Genomic DNA, 24985 nt, shown 5'->3' with positions numbered 1-24985 from the left:
ACACCAGAGCTCGCCGATCACAGCAATCGAGGTAACGTCTTGCCGTGGCCACTACTTGCGAACACGTCGCCGAGCTGGGTCCCGAGCCCGCCCCCACCACGCCGGAGGGGTGTGAGGACTGCCTGGCCAGCGGCGGCAGGTGGGTGCACCTGCGGCTGTGCCTGAGCTGCGGCAAGGTCGGTTGCTGCGACTCCTCGCCCGCCAAGCACGCCTCGAAGCACTTCGCCGACCAGGGGCACCCGGTCATCCGCTCGTTCGAGCCGGGGGAGACCTGGCGCTGGTGCTTCGTGGACGAGACGCTCGTGTGACCTGCCGCGGCAGCGGTGTCAGCCGGCGGTGATCGCTTCGGTGACCGCCGCGACCGCCGGTGTGCCGGGGCCGGGGAGCCTGGCGACGAGGACTCGGCGGATCTCGGCCGGCGCGCCCTCGACGCGCAGCGTCGTCACGCCGGACGGCAGCACCGGTGCCATGGCCGCCGGGACGGTGGTGATGCCGAAGTCCCCGGCGACCAGGTGGAGCTTCGTCAGCCAGTCCTTCGCGTGGTGGACGACGCGCGCTCGCCCCGGCAGGCCCGGCCACACGCCCAGCTGCGGCTCGAAAGCCGTTGCGGGGGTGGCGATCCACGCCGCCTCGACGAGTTCGTCGACGTGCACCGAGGTGCGGCCGGCGAAGGTGCCGGTCGCGGACGCCGCCACGACGAGTTCCACGTCCCGGACGGTCGTGAGGTGCAGCCGCGGTGACTCGTCGTCCGGTGGCCGGTGCGGTGGCCGGGAGGTCAGCACCGCGAGGTCGATCGAGCCGGTGCGCAACGCCCTGGCCAGACCAGGCGTGGTGCCCTCCCTCGTGGTGACGTGGAGCCACGGCGCGGTCGTGGTGAGCCGGGCCAGTGCGGCGGGCAGCACGACGGGGCCGGCGCTCGGGACGATGCCGAGCCGCACCGGTTCCGCGCGGGCTTCACCCGAGAGGTCCCGGCCGGCCGCGTCGACGGACGCCAGGATCGTCCTGGCATGGCGTAGCAGCGTCAGTCCCTGAGGGGTGAGCCGCACCCCGTCCGGCCGTCGTTCGAACAGCGCGACGCCCGCGCTGCGTTCCAGGGCGACCGCCTGACGGGAGATCGCCGACTGCGTGTACCCCAGCTGGGCGGCCGCCGCGGTGAAGCTGCCCGACTCGGCGATCCGGCACAGCACCCGCAGGCTCGCGCTCGACACGTCCATGCTGATCACGCATACCAGAGATGCCAGATCTTCGCTTCCCGCATGACGGGTTCGTTCCTAACGTCGAAGACGAACAGACGTGAAGGAGTTCTTCCGATGCGAGCAGCGACATTGACCGCCCTCGGCCACCCGCTCACCGTCGGCGACGTGCCGGACCCGCGAGCCGGCGGAGGCGAGGTGCTCGTCGAGGTGCTCGCGGCCTCGGTTCCCCCGTACGCCGGCGAGGTGTTCAGCGGTGAACGGCGTTATCCGATCGAACTGCCGATGGTCCCGGGGGTCGGTGGCGTCGGCCGGGTGGTGGCGGCGGGACCGGACGCCACCAAGCTGGCCGCGGGAGACCTGGTGTGGTGCGACACGACGGTGCGTGCCCGTGACGACGCGCTGACACCGGACATCGCGTTGCAGGGCTGGAGCTCCCGCGGCGAGGGCGGCGCACGGCTGGCCCGCCACCTGCACGACGGGTCGTTCGCCGAACTCATGCGCGTTCCCACGGAGAACGTCCACGCACTGCCGGCGACGGCCGACCCGGCGAGGTGGTCCGCGCTCACCGCCTACACCATTCCCTACGGCGGCCTGCTGGCCGGCGGTCTCGAACCCGGGGAGACGCTGCTGGTCAGCGGCGCGACCGGCAACCTGGGCAGCACCGCGGTGGCCATCGCACTGGCCATGGGCGCGGGACGGGTGGTGGCGCCAGGCCGCAACCGCGCCGCGCTCGACCTGCTCGCCGACCGGTTCGGCGCGCGGGTGAGCCCAGTTGAGCTCACCGGCGACGAAGACGCCGACCGTGCGGCGATGACCGCAGGGGGTCCGATCGACGTGGTGCTCGACCTCCTGCCGCCCCGCGCGCCCAGTTCTGTGGCACGGGCGGCGGCCATGGCTGTCCGCGAGGGCGGACGGGTGGTGCTGATGGGCGGCGTCGGCATGCTGGGCGGCGCGGACCTCGCGCTGCCCTACCCCTGGATCATGCGCAACTCGGTCACCGTGCGCGGGCAGTGGATGTACCCGCGCACGGCGAACGTCGGCATGATCCGCCTGATCGCCGCGGGACTGGTGGACCTCGCCGCCGAGCGCGTCACCTGCTTCACCCTCGACCAGGTCAACGAAGCACTCGCCCACGCCGCCTCCCACGCAGGCCCGTTCGACCGCACGGTGCTCATCCCGCGCTAACTGCCGAGTGCGACCGCGCGGCGCAGGTCCTCGACGTAGGCCGCAGGCTGTTCCCAGGCGGCGAAGTGGCCGCCCGCGGCGTGTTCCACGTACTCGCGCACGTTGAGGAACGCCTCGGCGTAGCTTCGCGGTTCCGGCTTGATGTCGTGCGGGAACACCGAGAACACCGTCGGGGCCTCGATCCGGCCGGGAAGCGCGCCGGGTTCGGTGTACGTGGTGAACGACGTGCCGATCGTGCCGGTGACCCAGTAGGCGGTGATCCAGGTGAGCAGGTCGTCCGAGGTGAAGGCCGGACCGTCCGACCAGGACAGCAGCTTCTCGCCGAGCCACGCGGCCAGGCCGGCGGGGGAGTCGCCGAGTGCCACGGCCAGGGTGTTCGGCCGCGTCGACTGCACGGCGATGTACGCGCCTTCGGTGCGGAACCACTGCGCCGTCCGGTTGAGGTAGGCCGCCGCGTCGGACGGGAGCGTCGCCGGGTCCGCGGTCAGCGCTCGTTGCGGAGCCACGTTCGTCAGGTGGAGCGCGGCCACCCGGTCCGGGTGTTCGGTCGCGAGGATCTCCGCGACCGTGCCTCCAATGTCGCCGCCGGACACCGTGTACCGCTCGTAGCCGAGTTCGGCCATGGCGACCGCCACCATCCCGGCGATGCGGCCGGCGGAGATGCCGGCGGTGCGCAGCGGTGGCGCGAAAGGAAAGCCGGGCAACGCGGGAACCACCACGTGCACGTCGGTCAGCAGGGGCAGGATGCGCTCGAAGCGCAGCACCGAGTCCGGCCAGCCGTGCAGCAGCACCACGACCGGGGCATCCGCGTTCCCGGCTCGCTGGTGGACGACGCGGAGGTCTTCCTCCCCGACCGGCACCGTTTCCCAGGGGAGCGCGGCGATGCGGCGTTCGTGGGTGCTCCAGTCGTAGCCGTTCGCCCAGTGTTCGAGCAGGTCGTCGAGGGCGGTTTCGGTGATACCCCGTGTCTCGTCACCGCCCCACGGCGTTGTCACGCGTCGCGTCCGGTGGAGTCGTTGACGGATCTCGTCGGTCATGTGTACGACCATACACATCGACGTGTATGGTCGTACACATGCGAGATGCGGCGATGACGAAGACGCGGATCCTCGAGCAGGCACGGCGGCAGTTCGCCCGGCACGGGTACACCGCGGTCACGGTCAAGGGCATCGCCGACGCGGCCGGGGTGTCGCCGAACCTCATCACGCGCTACTTCGACGGCAAGGACGGCCTGTTCCTGGCGGCGAGCCAGGTGGAGATCCCGGTCGAGGACTCCTTCGACGGCGATCCGTCCGCACTGGGGCGGCGTCTCGCGGCGAACATCGTCCAACGGTGGTTCGGTCAGCAGGGCGACGATCCCTTGCTGGTGCTGCAGCGCGCGTCCGGCGAACGGCCGGAGGCGGCGGAGGCCCTCGCGACGTTCCTCGACACCAACTCGTTGGCGCCACTGCACCGGTACCTGCGCGACAGCGGAATGAGCGACGCCGAGGCGCACGGCAAAGCCGCGGCCATCGACGCGTTCGTTCTCGGTGTGTCCGCCCGCTTTCGAGTTCTGCGGTCCGCGCTCGGCGACCCCGCAGAACTCGAGGCGTGGCTGGGAGTCACCATCCAGCGTCTCGTCGACGGGTGAGGCTCAGCCGGGCACTTCGTCCAGGTAGGCCTTCGCCTGCAACGTGAACAGCTCGGCGTACCCCGCCCCGGCCGCCATCAGCTCCTCGTGCGTTCCGTACTCGGCGACCTTCCCGTGTTCCAGCAACAGGATCCGCTCCGCCTGCCGCACGGTGGAGAACCGGTGCGAGATGTAGAGCGTGGTGCGGCCCTCCGAGAGCTCCCGCAGCCGCGAGAACAGGTCGTGCTCGGCCTGCGCGTCCAGCGCCGAGGTCGGCTCGTCGAGCACCAGGATCGGTGCCTCCCGCTGGAACGCCCTGGCCAGCGCGATCTTCTGCCACTCACCGCCAGACAGGCTCACCCCCTGGTCGAACCAGCGGCCGAGCGGGCTGTCGTACCCGCGGGGCAGCCGTTCGATCCGCTCGTCCGCGCCGGCCCGGCGGGCCGAGTCCTCGATGTGCGGCCGGTCCTCGAGCCGCGTGAGGTCGCCGAGGCCGATGTTCTCCGCAGCCGTGCCCTGGTACGTCACGTAGTCCTGGAACATCGCGCTGATCCGCGTGCGCAGGTCGACGGGGTCGTACTCGCGGATGTCGACGCCGTCGAGCAGGATGCGGCCGCCGGTCGGGTCGTAGAGCCGGCAGAGCAGCTTGAACAACGTCGACTTGCCCGCGCCGTTGCGGCCCACCACCGCCACCGTCTCGCCGGGCCGGATCTCGAAGCTCACGTCGTCCAGCGCGGGTTCCTCGGCGCCGGGGTAGCTGAAGGTCACCGAGTCGAACTCGATGTGACCCTCCACGGTGGACGGCATCGGGCGCGGTGACGGCGGTGCGGTGATCTCCGGTTTCGTGTCCAGGAACCGGTACAGCGTGTCGAGGTAGAGGTTGTTCTCGTACATCCCGGAGAACGCCGTGAACAGCCCGGACACCGATGCCTGCACGGATGCCGCCGCGGCCGTGTACAGCGCCAGGTCTCCCAGCGTGAGCCGTCCGCCGACCGCTTCCAGCGCGATGTAGAACATGATCGCCGAACCCGCGAGCGTGCTCAGCAGGCCCCAGGACGTCGAGCTGATGTTGCGGTTGATCGTCAGCTTCCGCTGCCGCTGGTAGGAGACGGTGCCGAGCCGGAGGAAGCGGTCGACGAAGTACGGGCCGAGCCCGAACAGCTTCGTCTCCTTGGCGTAGGTGTCCGTGGTGACCAAAGACGACAGGTAGTCCATGCGCCGCTTGATCGGCGACATCATGAACGTCAGCCAGAACGCGCGCGAACCGTACTTCGACTGCGAGATGAACGCCGGGATCGGCGCCAGCAGCGCGACCAGGGCCAGCAGCGGGCTGATCGAGACGAGCAACGCGATCATGCTGCCGAACGTGATGAGCGTCCGCAGGAGCCCCAGCGCGGAGTTCATCATCGACAGCGGCCGCGTCGGCGCCTCCTGCGCGGCCTGACGCAGCATGTCGTACGACGCCGAGCCCTCGAAGTAGGCGAGGTGCAGCTCGCTGGCGTGCGCCATCACCCGGTGGCGGATCGTCAGCGTCATGCGCTCCTGCAGCAACGACTGCGCGATGGACGTGAGCGCGCTGCTGATCGCGGTCGCGGCCAATACGCCGAACTGCAGCAACGCGATGTTCGCGATGTCGCGCGTGGTGCCGGTGTGCTGGATCGCCGCGACGACGGAGTCCAGCAGCAGCTTCGCGATGTACGCGGTCACGGTCGGCATGAGCCCGGACATCAGCGTGATCAGCGCCAGCAGCACGGTCAGGACGGGGCTGGCCTGCCACGTCAGCTTCGCGACCTTCGGCAGGCCGCGGACGGTGCCCGCCACGGACGTCCTCGCGCGCTTCAGCCGGGAGCGCAGGTCCTTCGGCTCGTCGTCCTGCTTCGGTTCGGGAATGTCGACCGGGCCGGTGAGCCCGCTGTCCGGCACCGTCGTGGCGTGCCGGCGGCGGCCGCGCCGGCTCAGCACGAACTCGATGCCGCCCCCACCGCCCGGCATCATCCGGCCTCCACGGCGCCGTGCAGGAAGAAGTCGACCACCTGGCGCGTGGTGGGCGCACCGACGTCCGGCGCCAGCCTGCGGCCGCCGAACAACAAGGTCAGGAAGAGGCCGGCGAGCTGCTCGGGCGGCAGCCGCAGCCGGTCCTTCTCCGGCGTGAACAGCTCGACGATGGCCTCTCGGATGGCGGCCATCGACTCGCGACGGCCACCCTTCGCGGTGCGGCGCTGTTCGGGGTCGCGGTGCTTGACCCGGCCGGACGCGTGCAGGGCGCCCATCAGCGCGCCCATCCGTTCGAGGTGCGCGCCGAGCGCCTCGGCGGCTTCGACGAGCCGGTCCTCCAACGGCTGGTCCACGGGGATCTCGGCGATGGCGTCGAGCACGTGGTCGGGCCGCAGGGCCTCGGCCGTGCAGGCGTCGAACAGCTCGTCCTTGTCCTTGAACGCGCGGAAGATGGTGCCCTCGCCGATGCCGGCGGCGCGGGCGATCTGGCTGCTCGTCACGTTCGCGCCGTGCTCGATCAGGAGCGGCAGCACCGCGTGCACGATCATGGCGCGCCGGTCCTCGGCGCTCATGCTCGGCGCTCTTCGCCGAGTTTCCGATGCTGGTGTCATGCACCCATGGTGCGGAGTGAGCGCTCACTCCGTCAAGCGGGTATTGCCCGGTGCTCCCGCCGAGGACGGGAACACCGGGCGTTCGGTCAGCTCCAGGGAGACGCGGTGAGCCAACTGGTGTCCTGGGCCCACGAGGTCGTGGAGTCCCAGGCGTTGGCGCCGCCGTTGCTGGCGATGTAGGCGGTGTAGTTGTAGTGGCGCAGGTACTTCGTCGGGAAGTTGACGGACTGGAACGAGTTGCCGGTGCCGCTGTTGCCCGTGGTGGGGCAGAAGGTGGCGTCCTTCGCGAACGCGCTGCCGCCGTCGTCGTAGTTCAGGTAGAGCTGGTAGTTGTAGTGGCGCAGGAACTGGCCGGGCCTGTCGGTGGACTCGAACGACAGGCACGAGGTGTTGGCCAGGCCGGCGCGCACGATCCAGGTGGCGTCGGCCTTGTCGGTGGCCGAGCTGGAGGAGTTGATGGAGGAGATGACGACCTTGGAGTCGGCATCGTTGTGGCGCAGGTAGTGCGAGGTGCAGCAGGGCGCGGTGGTGGCCTGCAGTGAGATCCGGGAGCCGGGGGTCAGTGAGCCGGTGCTCGTCGAACCGCTGCTGTAGCCGGCCGCGGTGATGTTGGCCTGCACGGCGTTCTCGGTGGCGTCCGAGGGGTAGCCCGACGTCATGACTCCCTCGTAGAAGGTGCCGGCGGCGCCGTTGCTGTTGTCGCCGCCGATGCCGAGGAGGATCGCACCCTGCTTCTTCATCGGGTTGTAGCCGGCCACGTTGGGACGCACGCCGTTGTAGAAGGTCGACAGACCGCCGGACTGGGCGTTGCCACCGCGGATGGCCCACTGGTTCGGGCCGCCCTTGACGATGGCGGTCAGGAACCGGTCGGTGACGGTCGGGTCGCCGGCGTTGAACTTCGGGCTCACGCCGGAGAACAGGCCGTTCTCCAGGTCGGCCATGATCCACGGACCGTTGCCGCTGCCCGTGCCCCAGCCCTTGTTGTTGCCGAAGTAGATGGCCTCCATGGTGCCGTTGCCGTCGTCGTTGCCGCTCGTCTCGGCGTTGCCGTAGTCGAAGCAGCAGCCGCCGTTGAAGTGCGTGCCGTCGAAGATCGCGTACATGCCCTCCGGCTGGTCACCGGTCGCGATGCCGTTCGTGTTGTTGTTCCGGTAGCCGGTTCCGGGGGCCACGTAGACGCCGTACGCCTTGTGGCCGCCGACCGTGATGGGTGCTTCGAAGGCGTTGGCCATGTTGTCGGCGCCGCCCTCGGCCGGTCCCGAGAAGTGGCCCTTGGGCGCCTGCGCGAGGTTGTTGTGCTTGGGGGACTGGTCGTAGATGACCGTGATGACGCAGCTGGTGCCGGCGCAGAACGAGTCCTGCGCGGTGGCGTCGGCGTAGCCGCCGGTGCTCAGCAGGCCGATGTCCCTGGTCGCGTTGTCGGAGGCGCGCTTGACCTGGTACAGCGGGCCGTTGTAGTTGCCGTACAGGGCACGGGTCGTGCTGTGGGCGGCGACGCAGGGGGTGTTGCCCGCGGCGTAGATGTCGCACGGCCCCTGGGTGGCGGCCTGCGAGGTGGCGGCCGTGGAGGTGAGCACGGCGGCGGCGAGCGCGGCGGTGGCGCCCGCGGCGAGGAATGCGCGTTTGGCGCGGCGGGTCGGCAGCGGTTCGGACATGAAGAACTCCTTCGTTGCGGAATCAGCACGTCATGCGGAGGTGGCCGGCTGAAAGCCGAAGTGGTGTGCCGGAACGGGCGCGGACCGCTGCGTCAGTGCAAAAAGGACTGTCGACCGGTCGGATGTGCTCGTTGGTCCACGACGTGCTCCGATCTTCGTTGAGCGGGGCGATGGAGGAGTGAGCGTGTGAATGCGTGTGAATGGGTGGACAAATTGTTAGCGCTAACATTTGTCGGTTGAGTTAGATGAGAACATGACGGCAACTTTCACGTCAACGGGTTGTGCTCCGGTGCAGCTGGCGAACCTCAAGTTGCGAGAACGCCGGTATGGCCCTTGTCATCGTTGTCGGTCGTGCGAACCGGTCCAATACGGGCGGATTGTGTCCGATGTGTCCTGTTAGCGCTAACAGATTTCGCACGTTCGGGCAGACATGCCCCTGTGTCGGACTGTTGACAAGGCGTCTACGCGGAGGTTACCTATACGCCGCAACGCAATCGGACGACGACCTGCCGCACGGGTCGTCCTGTTAGCGATAACACCTGTCCGGTGGCTAGGACCGCGCAACCCCGGCCGAGAGGTTGTCGACAATGCGATGCCCGCGCAGATGACGACCGCGCCCGCCGTGCCGACCGTCCCACGCTGACCGAACCGACGCCCTCGCAACGAGAATCCGGGCTTCGGCCTGCCATCCCATCGACCAAAGGCGTGCCCGCGGCTGTTCGCGCAGCGGCGGCAGTGGACCCAGGAGCAACATGTCCTCTTCAGCCCTGAACCGTCGCAGACTGCTGCAGGCCGCGGGTGTCGCCGCCCTCGCGACCGCCGTGCCCGCCCTGGTTCCTTCGTTGACCCCGGTCGCCGGGGCGGCGGTGGTGCCACCGGCCCGCGCCGACGTCGGCGCGGCGGCGTTCGCGTTCGACCTCGGCCAGGTCCGGCTCACGGCGAGCCGCTGGCTGGACAACCAGAACAGGACGCTGTCGTACCTGCGGTTCATCGACGTCGAACGGTTGCTCTACAACTTCCGCGCCAACCACGGGCTGTCGACCAACGGCGCGGTGGCGTGCGGTGGCTGGGAGGCGCCGAACTTCGACTTCCGCAGCCACAGCAACGGTCACTTCCTCAGCGCGTGGGCCAACGCCTGGGCGGTTCTCGGCGACACCACGTGCCGGGACAAGGCGAACCAGATGGTCGCGGAGCTGGCCAAGTGCCAGGCCAACAACGCCGCGGCCGGGTTCAACACCGGCTACCTGTCCGGGTTCCCGGAGTCCGACTTCGACCTGCTGGAGTCGGGAAAGCCCAAGGGGGTGCCGTACTACTGCCTGCACAAGACGCTGGCCGGCCTGCTCGACGTGTGGCGCTACATCGGCAACACCGAGGCGAGGGACGTGCTGCTGGCGTTCGCGGGCTGGGTGGACTGGCGCACCGCCCGGTTGAGCGCGACCCAGATGCAGGCCGCGCTGCAGACCGAGTTCGGCGGCATGAACGCCGTGCTCGCCGACCTGTACCAGCAGACGGGCGACTCCCGGTGGCTGACCGTGGCACAACGGTTCGACCACGCGGCGGTGTTCGACCCGCTGGCGGCCGGCCAGGACAAGCTCAACGGCCTGCACGCCAACACCCAGGTGCCCAAGTGGATCGGCGCGGCGCGGGAGTACAAGGCCACCGGCACCACGCGTTACCGCGACATCGCCGGAAACGCCTGGGACATCACGGTCGGCGCGCACACCTACGCGATCGGTGGCAACAGCCAGGCCGAGCACTTCCGCGCCCCGAACGCCATCGCCGGCTACCTCAGGACCGACACGTGCGAGGCGTGCAACAGCTACAACATGCTGAAGCTGACCAGGGAGCTGTGGCTGCTGGCCCCGGACAAGGCTTCGTACTTCGACTTCTACGAACGGGCGTTGCTCAACCACCTGCTGGGCCAGCAGGATCCGAGCAGCAGCCACGGCCACGTCTGCTACTTCACCGCGCTCAACCCCGGCGCCCACCGGGGTGTGACAGGTCCCGGTCTGGGCGGCGGCAGCTTCAGCACCGACTACGGCACCTTCTGGTGCTGCCAGGGCACCGCGCTGGAGGTCAACACGCGCCTGGCCGACTCCGTCTACTTCCACAACGGCACCACGCTGACCGTGAACCTCTACACGGCCTCGGTGCTCGACTGGCAGGACCGCGGGATCACGGTCACGCAGACCACGAACTTCCCGGTCGGCGACACCACCACCCTGACCGTGACGGGCAACGCGAGCGGCTCGTGGACCATGCGCCTGCGCATCCCCTCGTGGACCAGCGGCGCGACCGTCAGCGTCAACGGCGTCGCTCAGAACATCACCGCCACACCGGGCACCTACGCGAGCCTGACCCGCTCGTGGGCCTCGGGTGACACCGTCACCGTGCGCCTGCCGATGCGCGTGGTCGTGCAGCCCTCCAACGACAACCCCGACGTCGCTGCGGTTACCTACGGCCCCGTGGTGTTGTCCGGCAACTACGGCGACAAGGTGTTCAGCACGTTGCCGTCGCTCAACCCCGCGTCCATCACCCGCACCAGCACGTCGGCGCTGACGTTCACCGCCACGGCCGACGGGGCGAAGGTCGACCTCGGCCCGTTCTACGACGCCCACGGGTTCAACTACACCGTTTACTGGAACATCGGGAACAACGCCGGCTACCGGTTGTTCAACGCCGCCAGCGGCCTGGTGCTCGGCGTTCGCGGCATGTCCACAACGGACGGCGCGGACGCCCTGCAATGGGGTGACAACGGCACCGCCGACCACAACTGGCAGCTGGTGCCCGACGGCACGATGGTCCGGCTGCGCAACCTCAACAGCGACAAGGTCCTGGGCGTGGACAAGATGTCCACGGCGGACGACGCCCGCGTGCTGCAGTGGGCGGACAACGGCACCGCCGACCACCGCTGGACGATCGCCGACAACGGCGACGGCACCCACAAGCTCCGCAACGCCAACAGCGCCAAGGTGCTGGGCATCCTCGGCGGGTCCACCGCACAGGGCGCTCAGGCGGTCCAGGTACCGGACGACGGCAGCGCGGACAACAACTGGCGGTTCGTGCCCACCGGCACCCGGCGCGTCCAGAACCTGGGCAGCGGGCTCCTCCTCGGCGTGCAGGGCATGTCTACATCGGACGGTGGTCTGGTGATCCAGTGGGACGACAACGGCACCGCCGACCACCTGTGGACCGCGGTGCTCGACACCGACGGCTACTTCCGGCTGCGCAACGGCAACAGCGGCAAGGTGCTCGGCGTCGAAGGCGCGGCCACCGGCAACGGCGCCCGCGTCCAGCAGTTCACCGACGACGGCGCCAACGACCACAGGTGGCGCCTGCGCTACGGCACGGGCGGCTACTTCCGCATCCAGTGCGCCAACGGCGGCCGGGTGCTCGGCGTCAGCGGTGCCTCCACCGCACGAGGCGCGCAAGTGGTGATCTGGGACGACAACGGCACCAACGACCACCTCTGGCGGTTCATCTGACCTCGGGGCGCCTGCGCTCGCGCCGCCGGCGCAGCAGGAACGCGAGCGCGATCAGCACCGCGAGCACCACGGCGGCGGAGAGCCACCACCACGGCCCGAACCGCGACAGGCTCGCGGCCGCCGTGGAGGTGGCGTCCGTCGCCGTCGGAGCGGCATCGCCCGCCAGCGCGACGTCGTTGCCGTCACCGCCGCGGTAGGTGAGGTGGAACCGGCCGACCGCGGCACCTTCCGGCAGACCGTCGAAGGTGCCGCTGACCTGGTCGGTTCCCCGGTTGTCGATGATCACGCCGGGGGCGTGCGCCGGGTCCGGCTCGAAGGTGCCCGCGAGCGTCACCGGGCCGGTGACGCTCATCCGGGTCGCGGTCAGGCGCGCGCCTGACCGTTGGGTGTAAGCGCCGCGCACGGTCAGGCCGTCGGCCGCGACCGTGCCGGCGTTGTCCACCGCGCCCTCCACGGTGCCGGTGGCCCGCAGCGTGCCGGAGGGTTCCACGCCGAACTGCCGGGCCTGCACGGATCCGGGCAGCGCGACCGTTCCCTCCCGGACGGTCCACGCAACGCCCGGCGTCGTGTGCGAGCCGGTGAGGGTGAGCGTTTCCTGGCCGGTCTTGGTGATGGCTTCGGCGGCGGTCATGGTGCCGCCGAACGTCGTGGCGGTCGTGGCGTGGACGGTCAGGGTGCGGCCGGCCGCGACCGTGCTGCCCTCGGCGCCGGAGAGGTTGTTGATCGTCTGGTCGCCGGTCTTGGTGAGGTCCAGCGTCGCCCCGGCCGCCGGCAGGTCGACCGCGGTGCTCGCGGCGAGGGTGCCGCCGGTGACCGCGAGCGTGCCCGCCTTCACCGTGGTCCTGCCGGTGTAGGTGAGGTCGCCGGTGAGGGTGGTGGCGGCCGGACCGGCCTGCGTCATCGAACCCTTGCCGCCGATGCGGCCGAGCTCGGCGCCCTTGGCGGCGTTCTGCACGATCAGCTCGCCGTTGTCGACGATCTTGCCGGTGGGCCGCAGCGCGCTGTCGCCCTGCGGGCTGCCGTCCCCGAGCCGCAGCGACGCGCCGTCCCCGATCGTCGTGTCACCGTCGTAGTTCTGCGGCGCGGTGAAGGTGACCGCGTTGCCGCGGGTCGCCGCGATGACGACGTCGCCGCGGCCCACGTCCGCCATCGTGTCGTGGTACCTGCCCCCGGAGATGGGCGCGTCCAGGGTGACCGGTCCGTTGTAGTCGAACGTCAGCAGGCTGCGGGCGCCGCTGTTGTCCGCGTGCATGTTGATGTAGACGGTGTTCTCGTTGCCGGGCAGGAAGAAGCGGTTGTGGGTGCCGTCGCCCCAGGTCACCGTGGCGCCCTCGATGTTGATGCCGCGCTTGTTGTCGCGGTGCGGCACGGAGGCGAAGTTGCGGGACGGGTCGCTGAGCGCGGGGTCGGTGTCCGATCCGTTGTCCGACCAGCTGTACACGCCCGACATCCGCACCACGCCGGAGCCCCAGGTGTGGAAGTTGATGTCGTTGCCGTAGAACTGCGAGTAGATGTCGGCGGCGTCGGTGACCACCTCGCGGTCCGGGGCGTTGTGGATGAACGAGCCCTGGTTGACCACCTTGCGCACGTGCGGCAGGGCGGTCAGGTAGTGCAGGCTGCCGTAGTCCGCGCCGGTACCGACGTAGAGCGTGCCCGAGAACGGGTGCGTGCCCGGCAGGTCGATGCCGGGCCAGGTGCCCCTGCGCTGCTTGACGAGGCCGGACCCGCTGATGACGCCCAGGTTCAGCCGTGAGCGCAGCGCGAGGTCCAGGGTGCCGTCGACCTGGTGGTTGAGCGCGTTCAGCGCCAGTTCGGGCGCCTGGGTGACGTGCACGATGGCGCCGTCGCCGCCCGATCCGTCGCCGTACTGCAGGGTCGCGCCGCGTTGCACGATCACCGCGGGCGGGTCGGGGTTCTCGATCGTGGTGACCGGGTGGTTGCCGCCGACGGTGACGACCTTCTGCCGGCGGCGGTCCTTGGGCAGGGTGAAGTCGCTGTTCTTCATCAGCACCAAGGTGCCGGTTCCGCCGACGGTGAAGGTGCCCTCGCCGGAGATCACGCCCGAGTAGGTGCTGACGCCTCCGGGCAGCCGCACGACGGCGTCCCCGCTCAGCGTGACGTTGCGGTTCGCCCGGATGTCGGCGGTGACGTCGCGGCCGCCGGGTTGCGCGACCGCGCTCGGCGAGCAGAGCGCGGCCAGGAGAACCGCTGTCACCGCCACCGAAACCGAGCAGCCGTCATGCTTTGCGCGCACGTGGTCGACTCCATGATGTTAACGTTCACATTTGAGGCGCGGCCAGTGTTCGCGGCTGCTTGGATCATGTCAAGCGCGCTGCCAGATGCCGGACAGAGTTGTTGGCGCAGAAGGGGATCGGCGACGCGGGCGGTGCGGACGGGTCTTCACGTGCAGCGGCATCTTCGCTACCGTCAGTGCTGGGAGCGCTCCCAGGGTGCTGCCCGTGACTCGCACGAAGGAGTGCTGATGCCGGGAACCAGCAAACGCCGCACCGCGCTCGCCGCCTTGGCCGCGGCGGTGTCCATCACCTGCACGGTCCTGACGGCGGCGGGCGGATCGTGGGCGAGCGGCACGAGCGCGGCGGCCCCGTTCGCGTGCCGGGTCGACTACACGACCAACGACTGGGGCAGCGGGTTCGGCGCCGGCGTGACCATCGCGAATCTCGGTTCGTCCGCGATCGACGGCTGGACGCTGACCTACACCTACGCCGGCGACCAGAGGCTGCAGAACGGCTGGAACGGTGACTGGTCCCAGTCGGGCAAGAAGATCACCGTCACCGCCCTGAGCTGGAACAGCTCCGTCCCGGCGGGCGGCAGCGTCAGCACGGGGGCGAACTTCTCCTACAGCGGCAGCAACGCGAAGCCGACGGACTTCGCCGTCAACGGTGCCGCGTGCACCGGCACCGGCCCGACGACGACCACCACCACCACCACCACGACCACCCCGCCGGTCGACGGTCCCGCACCGGCGCTGCACGTCTCCGGCAACAGGATCGTCACCGCGAAGGGCGAGCCGTACCGGCTGCTGGGGGTGAGCCGGTCCAGCGGCGAGTTCGCCTGCGTGCAGGGCAAGGGCATGTGGGACGGCGGTCCGGTCGACCAGGCGTCGGTGACCGCGATGAAGACCTGGAACATCCACGCGGTCCGCGTCCCGCTGAACGAGGAGTGCTGGCTGGGCGTCAACGGCTCACCTGGCGGTGCCGCCTACCAGCAGGCCGTCAAGGACTACGTGAACCTGTTGGTGGCCAACGGGATCAACGTGATCCTCGACCTGCACTGGACCTGGGGCGCCTACCCGACCGGGCCGGACTGGCACTGCAAGGACGAGCACGCGGTGTGCCAGAAGCCGATGCCGGACGCGCGGTACGCCCCGCAGTTCTGGACCGGCGTCGCCACCGCGTTCAAGGGCAACGACGCCGTCGTCTTCGACCTGTTCAACGAGCCGTACCCGGAGATCGCCAGTGACTGGAACAAGACCCTGGGCTGGCAGTGCTGGCGCGACGGGGGCATGTGCACCGGTCTTCCGTACGAGACCGCCGGCATGCAGAAGCTGGTCGACGCGGTGCGGGCGACCGGCGCGACCAACGTGCTCATGCTCGGCGGCCTCGAGTGGGCCAACGACATGCGGGAGTGGCTGTCCCACAAGCCGAATGACCCGTTGCACAACATCGCGGCGTCCTGGCACTCCTACAGCAACAACGCCTGCGCCGCGCAGTCCTGCTGGGACAGCCAGGTCGCCCCGGTCGCCGAGCAGGTGCCCGTCGTGATCGGGGAGTTCGGCCAGGACAACTGCGGGTTCGACTACATGCGGCAGCTGGCGGACTGGGCCGACGCGCACCACCTGAGCTACCTGGCGTGGACCTGGAACCCGTGGGGCTGCAGCACCGGCGCCGTGCTGATCAAGGACTGGAACGGCACGCCGGAACCCGGCGTCGGCGAGGGCTACAAGGCCCACTTGCTCAGTCAAGACCCGTACGCCACCAGGTAACGTACCTGAGCTCGATCTCGGCGTGCGATCGGGGCAACCATTCCCGCGGCCCGGCTGGTAACCACGGTGACGGACCGAGGCGAAAGGCCGCGATGTGAGTGCACCTGTTGGGTTCGAGGAGTTCGTGGCCAGCGCGTCGCCACGGCTGCTGCGGACGGCGTTCCTGCTGACGCGGGACGCGGGGCACGCGGAGGACCTGCTGCAGACCGCGCTCGCGCGGGCGTGGCGGGCCTGGCACCGCGTCAACGGTGATCCGGAACCGTACGTGCGGCGGATCATCGTGAACACCCACGCCACGTGGTGGCGACGACGGTGGAGAGGCGAGGAGCCCACCGGCGAGCTCCCGGAACTGCCAGGCGAGTCCCCGCAGGACGCGGTGGGCGACCGCGAGTGGCTCTGGCACGCGCTCGGCCGGTTGCCGCGCAGGCAGCGGGCCGTGCTGGTGCTGCGGTTCTACGAGGACCTCACCGAGGCACAGGTGGCCGCGCTGCTCGGCTGTTCGGTCGGCACGGTCAAGAGCCAGGCGAGCAAGGCGCTGGCCAAGCTGCGGCTGGACGACACGGTTACCACGTTCGAAGGGGTGCGGCGATGAACCTGACCGACCTCAGCGAGGTGCTGCACGCCCGCGCCGAGCTGCCGGACTCGGCCCACGACGCGCGGATGGCGGGGGTGCGGGCGAGGGTCGCCGCCACCCGGCGGCGCAGGGCGGTCGCCGGTGTCGCCTGCGTCGTGCTGGCGCTGGTGGGCATCGTCTATGCGGTGCTCCCCGGCCGAGGCCCGTCACCCGAACCCGCGGTACCGCCGCGCAGCCTGCCGGAGTACCAGTCGGGCACCCGGCTCACGGCCCAGGCGTGGGGAGATCTACCGTCGACCAGCGTCACCGTGCGGTTCGTCCCGAAGTCGTTGGACCTCAAGGTGTTCACCCAGTGCGACGTGGGTGACCGCAACAGGGCCCTGCTCGTGACCGTCACGGTCAACGACCGGCCGTTGATGGAGCAGAGCAGCTGCGGCGGCGCGACCATGACGCCGGACTGGAGCCCGCTGGGTGTGGTGGTGGGACAGCCGACCGTGATCACCCTGACGGTGCTCGGCGAGCAGGGCGAGTTCGGCCCTGGGTCGCCATCGTTGCTGCCACTCCCGGCCCGTGGTGCGTTCGCACTCGGCGTCGGCGAGACGGTGCCGGTGAACGAGTACTCGTTCCCGCCGCGGCCACCGACGCTGCAGAACATCAACGAGGGCCGGCTCGGGCCGATCACCAAGCCGTTGGTGAAGCTGCAGGCCGACCCGGCCGACCCCACCGCGGCGAAGGAGGCCACCGTCGCGTGGCCCGGCGGCCACAGCCTGCTGCTGGCGCACCTGAACACGCCGGGCAGGATCCGGGTGCTCGTCAACGACATTCAGTTCATCGACCTCTCCTGCTGGACCTACAGCGTGTGCGCCACGCAGGCCGAGTGGCCCTCCTTCGACGGGGACCGCCGCGGGCTTTCGGAGGGGCAGTCCGTCAAGATCACCGCGATTCCCGAACGCACCACCGGCGACTGGGACGTGACACTCGTTCCCCGGTGAGCAGAGGGGTGATCGCTACTCGAACACCCCGTAGCCCGGGACGGCGTGGGCCCGCACGCCGTCCAGGTCGAGTTCCACGCCGATGCCCGGGGTGTCGGGAAGGGTGATGTAGCCGTCCTTGACGATCGAACCGCTCCCGTCGGGCGCGTGGACGTAGCTGTCCCACACCGCGCGCTCGTCGAGGGCGTGCCACTCCTGGACGAAGAAGTTGGGGATCGCCGCGCACTGGTGCGACGTCGCCATCGTGCCCAGCGGTGTCGACACCAGGTGCGGTGCGAAGGGGATGTAGTGCAGCTCCGCGAGGTTGGCGATCTTCTTGGCCTCGGCGAGGCCACCGCACTTCGGCACGTCCGGCTCGATCACGTCCACGGCACCGCGTTCGAGCAGCTCGCGGAATCCCCACCGCAGGTAGAGGTTCTCGCCCGCGCAGATCGGCGTCCGGGTCTGGGCGCGCACCCGCACCAGCGCGTCGACGTTCTCCGCGGGCAGCGGTTCCTCCAGCCACATCAGGTCGAACGGCTCCAGCTCCCACGAGATCCGGCACGCGCTCGGCACGTCGTAGCGGGCGTGCAGGTCGATCGCCAGGTCGACGTCCGGCCCGATCGCCTCGCGGACGGCGGCCACGCGTTCGACCATCGAGCGCAGCTCGGCGGCGTTGATCGTGTGGTTGAACGCGTCGAACTTGTTGGGGTGGTTGAGGTTGTCGACGTCGAACTTGAGGGCGGTGAAGCCTTCGGCGACCATCCGCTGCGCCCGGTCGACGCAGCCGGCGGTCGAGCCGGCCGGGTCGTCGCCGTCGCCGCAGTCGGCGTAGAGGCGGATGCGGTCGCGGAACTTCCCGCCGAGCAGCCGGTGGACAGGCTGCTCGGCGGCCTTTCCCGCGAGGTCCCACAGCGCGAGTTCGATGCCGGACAGGGCGATCACGAACACCCCGCCCTGGGCGCCCGCGAAGACGTTGTTGCGGCGCAGCTTCTCCCAGCACCGCTCGACGTTGCGCGGGTCCTCGCCGAGCAGCAGCGGGGTGAGGGAGTTGATCATTCCGACGACGGCACCCGCGCCGGCGTCGGGATTGGCCTCGCCGAACCCGCTGAGGCCCTCGTCGGTGTCGATTCGCACGAGCGTGGCCTGACCGTGGTAGGCCACCACTGCCGTCGTGACGTTGACGATCCGCATTGCTCTCCCCGTCGTCCGGTTGTGCGGGTGAACGGACTGTCGCGGCGTCGAACTTGTCCTATAAGCTGATGACATGCAAAGGAGACAAGAGTCTCTGGACGCTGTCAAGGTGCGGACTCTTCCGGTCCAGGTGGCGGCACACCTGACCCGGCGCATCGTCAGCGGTGACATCGCGGACGGCCGGGCGCCGTCCGAGCTCGACATCTCCCGGGAGTTCGGGGTGTCCCGCGTGGTCGCGCGGGAGACGCTCAAGATCCTTGCCTCGCTGGACATCGTCGAGGTCGCGCAGGGCCGCCGCGTCGTCGTGCGTCCCCGCGCGGAGTGGGACTACCTGAGCCCGTTGCTGATCGAGTGGCTGCCCGCGGAGATCGTCGGCGAGCTTTTGCAGGAGCTGCACCAGATGCGCGTGCTGCTCGAACCCGAGCTGGCCGCGATGGCCGCGGCCGGCGTCACCGACGAGACACTGGAGCGGCTCAGGGCCGAGATCGGCCGCATGTCGGAACTCGAGTCGGATCCCAACGCCTATCTTGAGGTCGACCACGAGTTCCACATGGAGATCTGCCGGGCGGCGGACAACCGCATCCTCGACCGGATCATGTACTCCGCCCGCTGGCTCGGCACGGCCAGCCGGCGCATCACCAACGAGGCGCCGGCCGGGCTGTGCCGCGCCACCGCCGAGCACGCGGAGATCTACGAGGCTCTCGTGGCGCGCGACCCGGAGGGTGCCCGCGCGGCGATGCGCAGACACCTGAGCAACAACTACTCCACCCTCATCGCCGAGAAGGGGAAGCAGACCAAGCGGGCCGCTCGGCGTCGCTAGCGCACCGCATCCCTCGCCGCATGAACGATCCGGCAGCGAGCCTCGCTGTCCCGCCGGTTGCACTGTCGCCCCGTCGGCAAGCGTCCGCTCGACCGGACGCGAGAGGAGTGGTCATGGAAGAGAAGTCGGACTTGTCCAGGCGCACGTTCCTCGGGATGAGCGCGCTGGGCGTACTCGGTCTCGCTGGCTGCGGAGGTGGACCGGCGCCCGCGTCGCAGGTCGACGTCCAGGTGCCCCAGGCGCTGCTCGACCAGGCCGCCGCACTGCGCGGCGGGTCGGTGGGGATGCTGTCGCAGAAGCTGTACTCGGAGTCCGCCAACAAGGCGCTGGACAAGTCGCTGCAGGCGTTCGCACAGGCCACCGGCACCACGATCCACAACGACCTGGTCTCCGGTGACGCCGGTGACATGGTCGCGAAGATGGACGCCGAGGTGAAGGCGGGCACCAGCCGCGACCTGGCCTTCGTGAGCGACCGGCGGTTCGTCGGCCAGCTGCACAACCTCGGCGCCCTCACCGACGTCACCGACGTGGTCGACGAGATGCGCAAGCTCTACGGGGAACCCGCGACAGAGGCGAGCACCTACTGCGTGTTCGGCGGTCGCTGGTTCGCGATCCCGTACCACTTCATCGCCACCGCGATGTACCTGCGCAAGGACTGGTACACGGAGAAGGGGCTCCCGCTCAAACCCCACTACACGTGGGAGGAGTTGCGGGACAACGCGTTGGAGGTCTCCGACCCGGCGAAGAAGCGCTTCGGCTGGGGCCTCACGGTGAACCGGTCCGGCGACGCCAACGGCTTCATCACCAACGTCATCAACACCTACGGCGGGGCGATCGCGGACAACACCGGCACGAAGGTCGTGTTCAACTCGCCGGAGACCGTCGCCGCCGTCACGTTCATCGGCGACATCTACACGAACCCGAAGTACACGCCGATGCTGCCACCCGGCGTCGGCAGCTGGACCGACTCGAGCAACAACGAGAACTGGCTGGCCCAGATCCTGGGGCTCACGCTCAACCAGTTCAGCGTCTACGCCGACTCGAAGACCAAGAACAACCCGGTCTACGGCAACACGCACGTGTTCAACGGCGCCACCGGTCCGGCGCTCGACAAGCCGCTCGCGTACGGCGAGTCCAACTCGTTCGTCGTGTTCAAGGGGGCGAAGAACCCCGATCTCGCCAGGCTGGTGGCGAAGTTCATGGTCGGCGGGAGCGCGCTGCTCGGTGTGGCGAAGGGAGCGCCGTGCCTGGTCAACCCCTCGTGGGAGAAGGTGTGGGACTCCGACCCGTACTACACCAGCGGTGACCCGGCGTTCCCGGCGCTGCGGGAGCAGACCCGCACGCCGCTCCCGGTGAAGACCAGCACGGGTTTCGCGTTCCCCCAGGCGCCGAGTCCCGGCGAGCAGGCCGCCGTCGCCGCCTACGTGCTGACCGACATGATGCAGTCGGTCATCCAGGGCACCAAGCCGGCCGAGGCCGTCGCCACGACGCACGGCCGGATCGTCCAGATCTTCGAGCAGCAGGGCTACAAGCAGTGACCGTCCTGCGCACGCGGCCGGCGCCGGTCCGTTCGGCGCAGAGTCCGTCGTCCTCCTCGCTCACCAGGTCGCAGCGGCTGCTCGGGCGTGACTGGCGGCTCGCGGCGGTGTTCATCGGACCGACGCTGGTGCTGGTCGCGGGCCTGATCCTGGTCCCGATCGTCAGCTCGGCGCTCACCAGCGTCACCGAACGCCACGGTGCCGAGACGGTGTTCGTCGGGCTGGACAACTACACCGCCCTTGTCGGCGACGCCCTGTTCCACAAGGGCGTGCTGAACTCGTTCGTCTTCACCGCGTACGCCGAGATCTTCAAGGTGACCCTCGGCCTCATCGCCGCGATGATGCTGCACCACCTGCGGCGCGGCCGGGCGGTCGTCGCCGGGGTGATCCTGCTGCCGTGGGTGGTGCCGACGGTGGTCACGGCCTTCACCTGGCGGTCCCTGTTCGACCCGATCTTCGGCAGCGTCAACGTCCTGCTGACCGACTCGGGCATCGGGCCCGCACTCGCGGCGATCGGGCTCGTCGACCGGTGGCCCGCGGAGTGGCTGTCCGATCCCGCGCTCGCGCTGCCGGCGGTCATCCTGGTCAACGTCTGGAAGGGCATCCCGTTCTTCGCGGTGACGTTCCTGGCCGGGCTCAAGGCCATCGACGGCAGCCTGTACGAAGCGGCCGTTGTGGACGGTGCGTCGCCGTGGCAGCGCTTCGTGCACATCACGTTGCCGGGGCTGCGCAACATCATGATCGTGACGGTGCTGTTGTCGTCGATCTGGACGTTCAACAACTTCGACCTGATCTGGCTGATGACCCAGGGCGGACCGGGGGACGCCACCGCGCCGTACGTGATGGTGGCCTACTCGAAGGCCATCCAGCAGCTGCAGCTGGGCGCGGGCGCGGCGGTCACGCTGGTGATGCTGCCGATCATCGGCGTCCTCGTGGTGATCCTCGTGCGGATGATGCGCCGCAACGACCGTCCTGGCGCAGGCGATCTGGGGCGCAGGCGGCTGACGCCCGCCCAGCGCCGGGCGTTGCCGTGGGTGGTCGTCGTGGCCTCGGTGCTCGTGCTGGCCTGGGCGTCGCCGCACATCGTGTGGAAGGCCGCGCTCGTGCTGGGCGTGTTCGTGGTGCTCGCGGCCGCGGTCGGACGGCTCGTGTCGGTGCTCGCCGCGCGGGGCAACCGGCTGGCCGCCCGTCTGGTCAGCGGCACCGGCAGCGGGATCGCGCTCCTGGGGCTGCTGGGTTTCGTGCTCACCCCGCTCTACTGGATGACGGTCACGGCCTTCAAGTCCGACGACCAGATCGTCGCGCGCACCGACGACCTCTGGCCGACGCCGTGGACGACCGAGCAGTTCACGAACCTGTTCACCGGCCGGGCGTTCGGCACCTGGTACGTCAACACGATCCTGGTGTCGGTGGCCTCCACGGCGATCGCCCTGGTCTGCGCGGCGCTGGCCGGATACGCGTTGGCGCGGTTGAGGTTCCGGGGCTCGGAGAGCTTCACCGTGACGATCCTGCTCACCTACGTGATGCCGGGCGCGTTGCTGTTCATCCCGCTGTACCAGCTGATGAGCGGGATCGGGCTCAACGACTCGTTGTGGTCGCTCGTGCTCGCGTATCCGACGTTCACGCTGCCGTTCGCGACGTGGCTGCTCGTCGGGTACTTCAAGTCGATCCCGGCCGACCTGGAGGAGGCCGCGCTGGTCGACGGCTGCACGCGGTTCGGCGCGTTCGTGCGGATCGTGCTGCCGCTGGCCAAACCGGGGCTGCTCGCGGTCGCGCTGTTCACGCTCACCAACGCGTGGAACGAGTTCCTGTTCGCGTTCGTGTTCATCACCAAGGACGACTACAAGACGCTGCCCGTCGGCATGCAGTCGATGATCTTCGGTGACGTGGTGCCGCAGGGACAGCTGGCCGCGGCCTCGCTGATGATCAGCGTCCCGGTCGTGCTCATGTACGGGTTCGGGCAGCGGTTCCTGACCGAGGGCCTCACCGCCGGGGCCGTGAAGGGGTGAGAGGTCAGGCCCGGCCCTGCTCGGCACGCCACCGCTCGTACTCGGGCCGGGCCTCCTCCGACAGCGGGTAGTACCGCCGCAGGTCGCCGCCCTCGGCCAGCCGGATGCGGGAGAACTCCTCCCACTCCGCGTGTTCCTGGGCGGCGGCCAGCAGGGCCGGTGCGAGCTTGATCGGCACGACGACCGCGCCGTCGTCGTCGGCGACCACGATGTCGCCCGGCTCGACGAGCGTGCCACCGCACGCCACCGGCACGTTGACGGCGGCCGGGACGATGTCGGTCTGGGCGTGGAAGTTCGGTGTGGCGCCGCGGATCCACAGCCCGAGGCCGAGCTTGCGCGCCTCGCCGATGTCGCGCAGGCACCCGTCGACCACCACTCCGGCACCGCCGCGGCCCTTGAAGTAGGTCAGCATCATCTCGCCGAACACACCGCTGCCCATGTCGCCGCGCGCGTCGACGACGATCATGTCGCCGGGCTGGGCGTGGTACATGACGTGCCGGTGCAGCTGCTTCTCCGGCGCGGCGTACTCGTCGACGGGGTAGAGGTCCTCCCGCTTCGGCAGGAACTGCAGCGTCAGCGCCGGGCCCGCCACGCGCACGCCGGGCGTCACCGACACCGGCCCGCGGATGAACGCGCTGCGAATGCCCATGCGGCTGAGCTCGGCGCTGGCCGTCGCGCTGCCGATGGCCGCGATGGCCGCACTGAGCTCGGCGGGCGGGCGAACGATGTCGTGCGTCTCGACCACGTCGGTGACTCCCTCAGATCCGCGCTGATCGCAATTCCCGGAGAGTTTCAAGGAAATCAGCCGGCGACGAGGACCGCCAGCCGTTCGGGCGCGTCCGCCAGCACGAGTGCCGCCGCGCCCCGCACCCCCGCGCTGTCGCCGAGCGCGCCGGGTACGAGGCGCAGCTCGCTCGTGTGCCAGCTCATCGCGTTTCGTTGCACGGCCCGGCGAACGGGCGCCACCAGGACGTCGCCGACCGCGGCCAGCTCACCGCCGATGACGACCAGTTCCGGGTTGACGATCGTGACCGCCTGGGCGAGCGCGCGGCCCACCGCGTCACCGGCGTCCTCCATCGCCCGGATCGCCCCGCGGTCGCCGCCGCGCACCAGGTCGATCAGCTCCGCGGTCGACGCGGGCCCGCCACTGCTCGCCGACAGCAGCTTCGCGATCGCGGCCGGGCTCGCGACGGTTTCGAGGCAGCCCCTGTTGCCGCACCGGCAGATCGCGCCGGACGGCTCGACGATGACGTGGCCGAGCTCGCCCGCGAGGCCGCCCGCGCCGAGCAGCAGCCGGCCGTCGGAGATGACGCCCGCGCCGATGCCGGTGGACAGTCTGATGTAGACGACGTCGTCGCATTGCCGTGCGACGCCGTAACGGTGTTCGGCGAGCACGGCGGCGTTCGCGTCGTTCACCAGCCGCACCGCGAACCCGGTCCGCTCCCGCAGCTCGTCGGTGGGCCGCACACCCACCCAGCCGGGCATGATGCCCCCGGCGAGCAACGTGCCCTGCCGGTCGATCGGGCACGCGATGCCGACACCGACACCGAGGATCCGCTCGGCCGGGACGCCGGTGGCCAGCCGGGCCTGCCCGATCAGGTCCGCGGTCTCGGCGAGGACGGCGTCGGCGTCGTCGTCCACCAGCCGGTGCAGGTCGCGATCCCACACCGGCTCGCCGAACAGGTCGCACAGCACCACCCGGACGTGATCACGGCCGATGTCCACGCCCAGCGCGTAGGCCGCGTTCCGGTTGAGCGACAGGGTTCGCGCCGGCCTGCCGGTGCGCAGGCCGTCCTGCGGACTCGCGTTCTCGTCGGTCACGACGCCGGCCCGGATCAGGTCGGCGATCACCGAGCCGACGGTCGCCCGCGCGAGCCCGGTCCGGCGCACGAGCTCCGGCCGCGACAGCCGCCGTGACTCGGCCAGCGCCTCCAGCACGCGCACCCTGCCCAGGCTGCGCAGGTTCACCGGCGGATCGGGCGTCGGCCGGACAGCGGGCACGGGGTGCGGCATCCGGTCACGGTAGCAGGACGGTTCAGCCGACTTTGACGTTAAGTGACCCCGCCGAGGACCCGGATGGACCTTGCCTACTGTCCAAAACTGGCGAAGTCTGTGGTTCGCGCTAGCTTGCCGCCGCCTA

Annotated in this window: 19 protein-coding genes; 10 read left to right on the top strand and 9 right to left on the bottom strand. The window is 69.9% G+C overall.

Annotated features, from left to right (window positions below; genetic code table 11):
- Positions 1-44 precede the first annotated feature (44 nt).
- A complete protein-coding gene (locus ACWEIJ_RS20770) occupies positions 45-308 on the top strand; it encodes a ubiquitin carboxyl-terminal hydrolase 14 (protein ID WP_449838818.1) in 264 nt (87 codons plus the stop codon).
- Positions 309-326: 18 nt separating this feature from the next.
- Here the strand turns inward: ACWEIJ_RS20770 and ACWEIJ_RS20765 are convergent, their stop codons facing one another.
- Positions 327-1214 carry a LysR family transcriptional regulator gene (locus ACWEIJ_RS20765; RefSeq protein WP_449838933.1) on the bottom strand — a complete coding sequence of 296 codons (888 nt, stop codon included), beginning with the start codon at positions 1212-1214 and terminating at the stop codon, positions 327-329.
- Between the two features lie 96 nt (positions 1215-1310).
- Here ACWEIJ_RS20765 and ACWEIJ_RS20760 point away from each other — a divergent pair, with 96 nt between their 5' ends.
- Positions 1311-2381: an alcohol dehydrogenase catalytic domain-containing protein gene (locus ACWEIJ_RS20760; RefSeq protein WP_449838817.1), complete on the top strand. Its 1071-nt coding sequence runs from the start codon at positions 1311-1313 to the stop codon at positions 2379-2381.
- Here ACWEIJ_RS20760 and ACWEIJ_RS20755 read toward each other — a convergent pair.
- Positions 2378-3418, bottom strand: a complete 1041-nt coding sequence (locus ACWEIJ_RS20755) for an epoxide hydrolase family protein (protein ID WP_449838816.1) — start codon at positions 3416-3418, stop codon at positions 2378-2380. The genes ACWEIJ_RS20760 and ACWEIJ_RS20755 overlap by 4 nt on opposite strands.
- 38 nt (positions 3419-3456) lie before the next feature.
- On the opposite strand from ACWEIJ_RS20755, the gene ACWEIJ_RS20750 reads away from it, so the two are divergent.
- The gene (locus ACWEIJ_RS20750) at positions 3457-4011 is read left to right on the top strand and encodes a TetR/AcrR family transcriptional regulator (protein ID WP_449838815.1); all 555 of its coding nucleotides are present in this window, start codon (positions 3457-3459) and stop codon (positions 4009-4011) included.
- Between the two features lie 3 nt (positions 4012-4014).
- On the opposite strand, the gene ACWEIJ_RS20745 is transcribed toward ACWEIJ_RS20750, so the two are convergent.
- The 3 genes from ACWEIJ_RS20745 to ACWEIJ_RS20735 all read right to left on the bottom strand — a co-directional run bounded on the left by ACWEIJ_RS20745 (position 4015) and on the right by ACWEIJ_RS20735 (position 8251).
- Positions 4015-5961 carry an ABC transporter ATP-binding protein gene (locus ACWEIJ_RS20745; protein WP_449838932.1) on the bottom strand — a complete coding sequence of 649 codons (1947 nt, stop codon included), beginning with the start codon at positions 5959-5961 and terminating at the stop codon, positions 4015-4017.
- A gap of 20 nt (positions 5962-5981) precedes the next feature.
- A complete protein-coding gene (locus ACWEIJ_RS20740) occupies positions 5982-6557 on the bottom strand; it encodes a TetR/AcrR family transcriptional regulator (RefSeq protein WP_449838814.1) in 576 nt (191 codons plus the stop codon).
- Between the two features lie 125 nt (positions 6558-6682).
- Complete coding sequence (locus ACWEIJ_RS20735; protein WP_449838813.1) at positions 6683-8251, bottom strand: alpha-L-arabinofuranosidase B; 1569 nt, start codon at positions 8249-8251, stop codon at positions 6683-6685.
- 752 nt (positions 8252-9003) lie between these two features.
- Here ACWEIJ_RS20735 and ACWEIJ_RS20730 point away from each other — a divergent pair.
- Positions 9004-11736, top strand: a complete 2733-nt coding sequence (locus ACWEIJ_RS20730; RefSeq protein ID WP_449838812.1) for a beta-L-arabinofuranosidase domain-containing protein — start codon at positions 9004-9006, stop codon at positions 11734-11736.
- Here the strand turns inward: ACWEIJ_RS20730 and ACWEIJ_RS20725 are convergent.
- Positions 11729-13990, bottom strand: a complete 2262-nt coding sequence (locus ACWEIJ_RS20725; protein ID WP_449838811.1) for an autotransporter-associated beta strand repeat-containing protein — start codon at positions 13988-13990, stop codon at positions 11729-11731. The two genes, ACWEIJ_RS20730 and ACWEIJ_RS20725, sit on opposite strands and share 8 nt — an antisense overlap.
- Positions 13991-14218: 228 nt before the next feature.
- Between ACWEIJ_RS20725 and ACWEIJ_RS20720 the strand changes: the two genes are divergently transcribed.
- From ACWEIJ_RS20720 to ACWEIJ_RS20710, 3 genes are all read left to right on the top strand, one after another.
- On the top strand, positions 14219-15739 hold the full coding sequence (locus ACWEIJ_RS20720; protein WP_449838810.1) for a cellulase family glycosylhydrolase: 1521 nt from the start codon (positions 14219-14221) through the stop codon (positions 15737-15739).
- A gap of 94 nt (positions 15740-15833) precedes the next feature.
- The gene (locus ACWEIJ_RS20715; RefSeq protein WP_449838809.1) at positions 15834-16331 is read left to right on the top strand and encodes a SigE family RNA polymerase sigma factor; all 498 of its coding nucleotides are present in this window, start codon (positions 15834-15836) and stop codon (positions 16329-16331) included.
- Positions 16328-17305, top strand: coding sequence for a hypothetical protein (locus ACWEIJ_RS20710; protein ID WP_449838808.1), 978 nt, complete (start codon positions 16328-16330; stop codon positions 17303-17305). The genes ACWEIJ_RS20715 and ACWEIJ_RS20710 overlap by 4 nt, the downstream gene beginning before the upstream one ends.
- 15 nt (positions 17306-17320) lie before the next feature.
- On the opposite strand, the gene ACWEIJ_RS20705 is transcribed toward ACWEIJ_RS20710, so the two are convergent.
- Positions 17321-18478 carry a mandelate racemase/muconate lactonizing enzyme family protein gene (locus ACWEIJ_RS20705; protein ID WP_449838807.1) on the bottom strand — a complete coding sequence of 386 codons (1158 nt, stop codon included), beginning with the start codon at positions 18476-18478 and terminating at the stop codon, positions 17321-17323.
- A 109-nt stretch (positions 18479-18587) separates the two neighbouring features.
- Between ACWEIJ_RS20705 and ACWEIJ_RS20700 the strand changes: the two genes are divergently transcribed.
- The 3 genes from ACWEIJ_RS20700 (at position 18588) to ACWEIJ_RS20690 (ending at position 22845) form a co-directional block, all read left to right on the top strand.
- Complete coding sequence (locus ACWEIJ_RS20700) at positions 18588-19298, top strand: FadR/GntR family transcriptional regulator (RefSeq protein WP_449838806.1); 711 nt, start codon at positions 18588-18590, stop codon at positions 19296-19298.
- Between the two features lie 113 nt (positions 19299-19411).
- Positions 19412-20836: an ABC transporter substrate-binding protein gene (locus ACWEIJ_RS20695; protein ID WP_449838805.1), complete on the top strand. Its 1425-nt coding sequence runs from the start codon at positions 19412-19414 to the stop codon at positions 20834-20836.
- Positions 20833-22845, top strand: a complete 2013-nt coding sequence (locus tag ACWEIJ_RS20690; RefSeq protein ID WP_449838804.1) for an ABC transporter permease — start codon at positions 20833-20835, stop codon at positions 22843-22845. Before ACWEIJ_RS20695 ends, ACWEIJ_RS20690 begins: the two co-directional genes overlap by 4 nt.
- 4 nt (positions 22846-22849) lie before the next feature.
- Here the strand turns inward: ACWEIJ_RS20690 and ACWEIJ_RS20685 are convergent, their stop codons facing one another.
- A complete protein-coding gene (locus tag ACWEIJ_RS20685) occupies positions 22850-23590 on the bottom strand; it encodes a ribonuclease activity regulator RraA (RefSeq protein ID WP_449838803.1) in 741 nt (246 codons plus the stop codon).
- Positions 23591-23646: 56 nt separating this feature from the next.
- A complete protein-coding gene (locus ACWEIJ_RS20680) occupies positions 23647-24858 on the bottom strand; it encodes an ROK family protein (protein WP_449838802.1) in 1212 nt (403 codons plus the stop codon).
- Positions 24859-24985: the final 127 nt, after the last annotated feature.

The sequence above is a fragment of the Lentzea sp. NPDC004789 genome (assembly GCF_053601075.1).
This window is presented reverse-complemented; position numbering and strand designations above follow the sequence as displayed.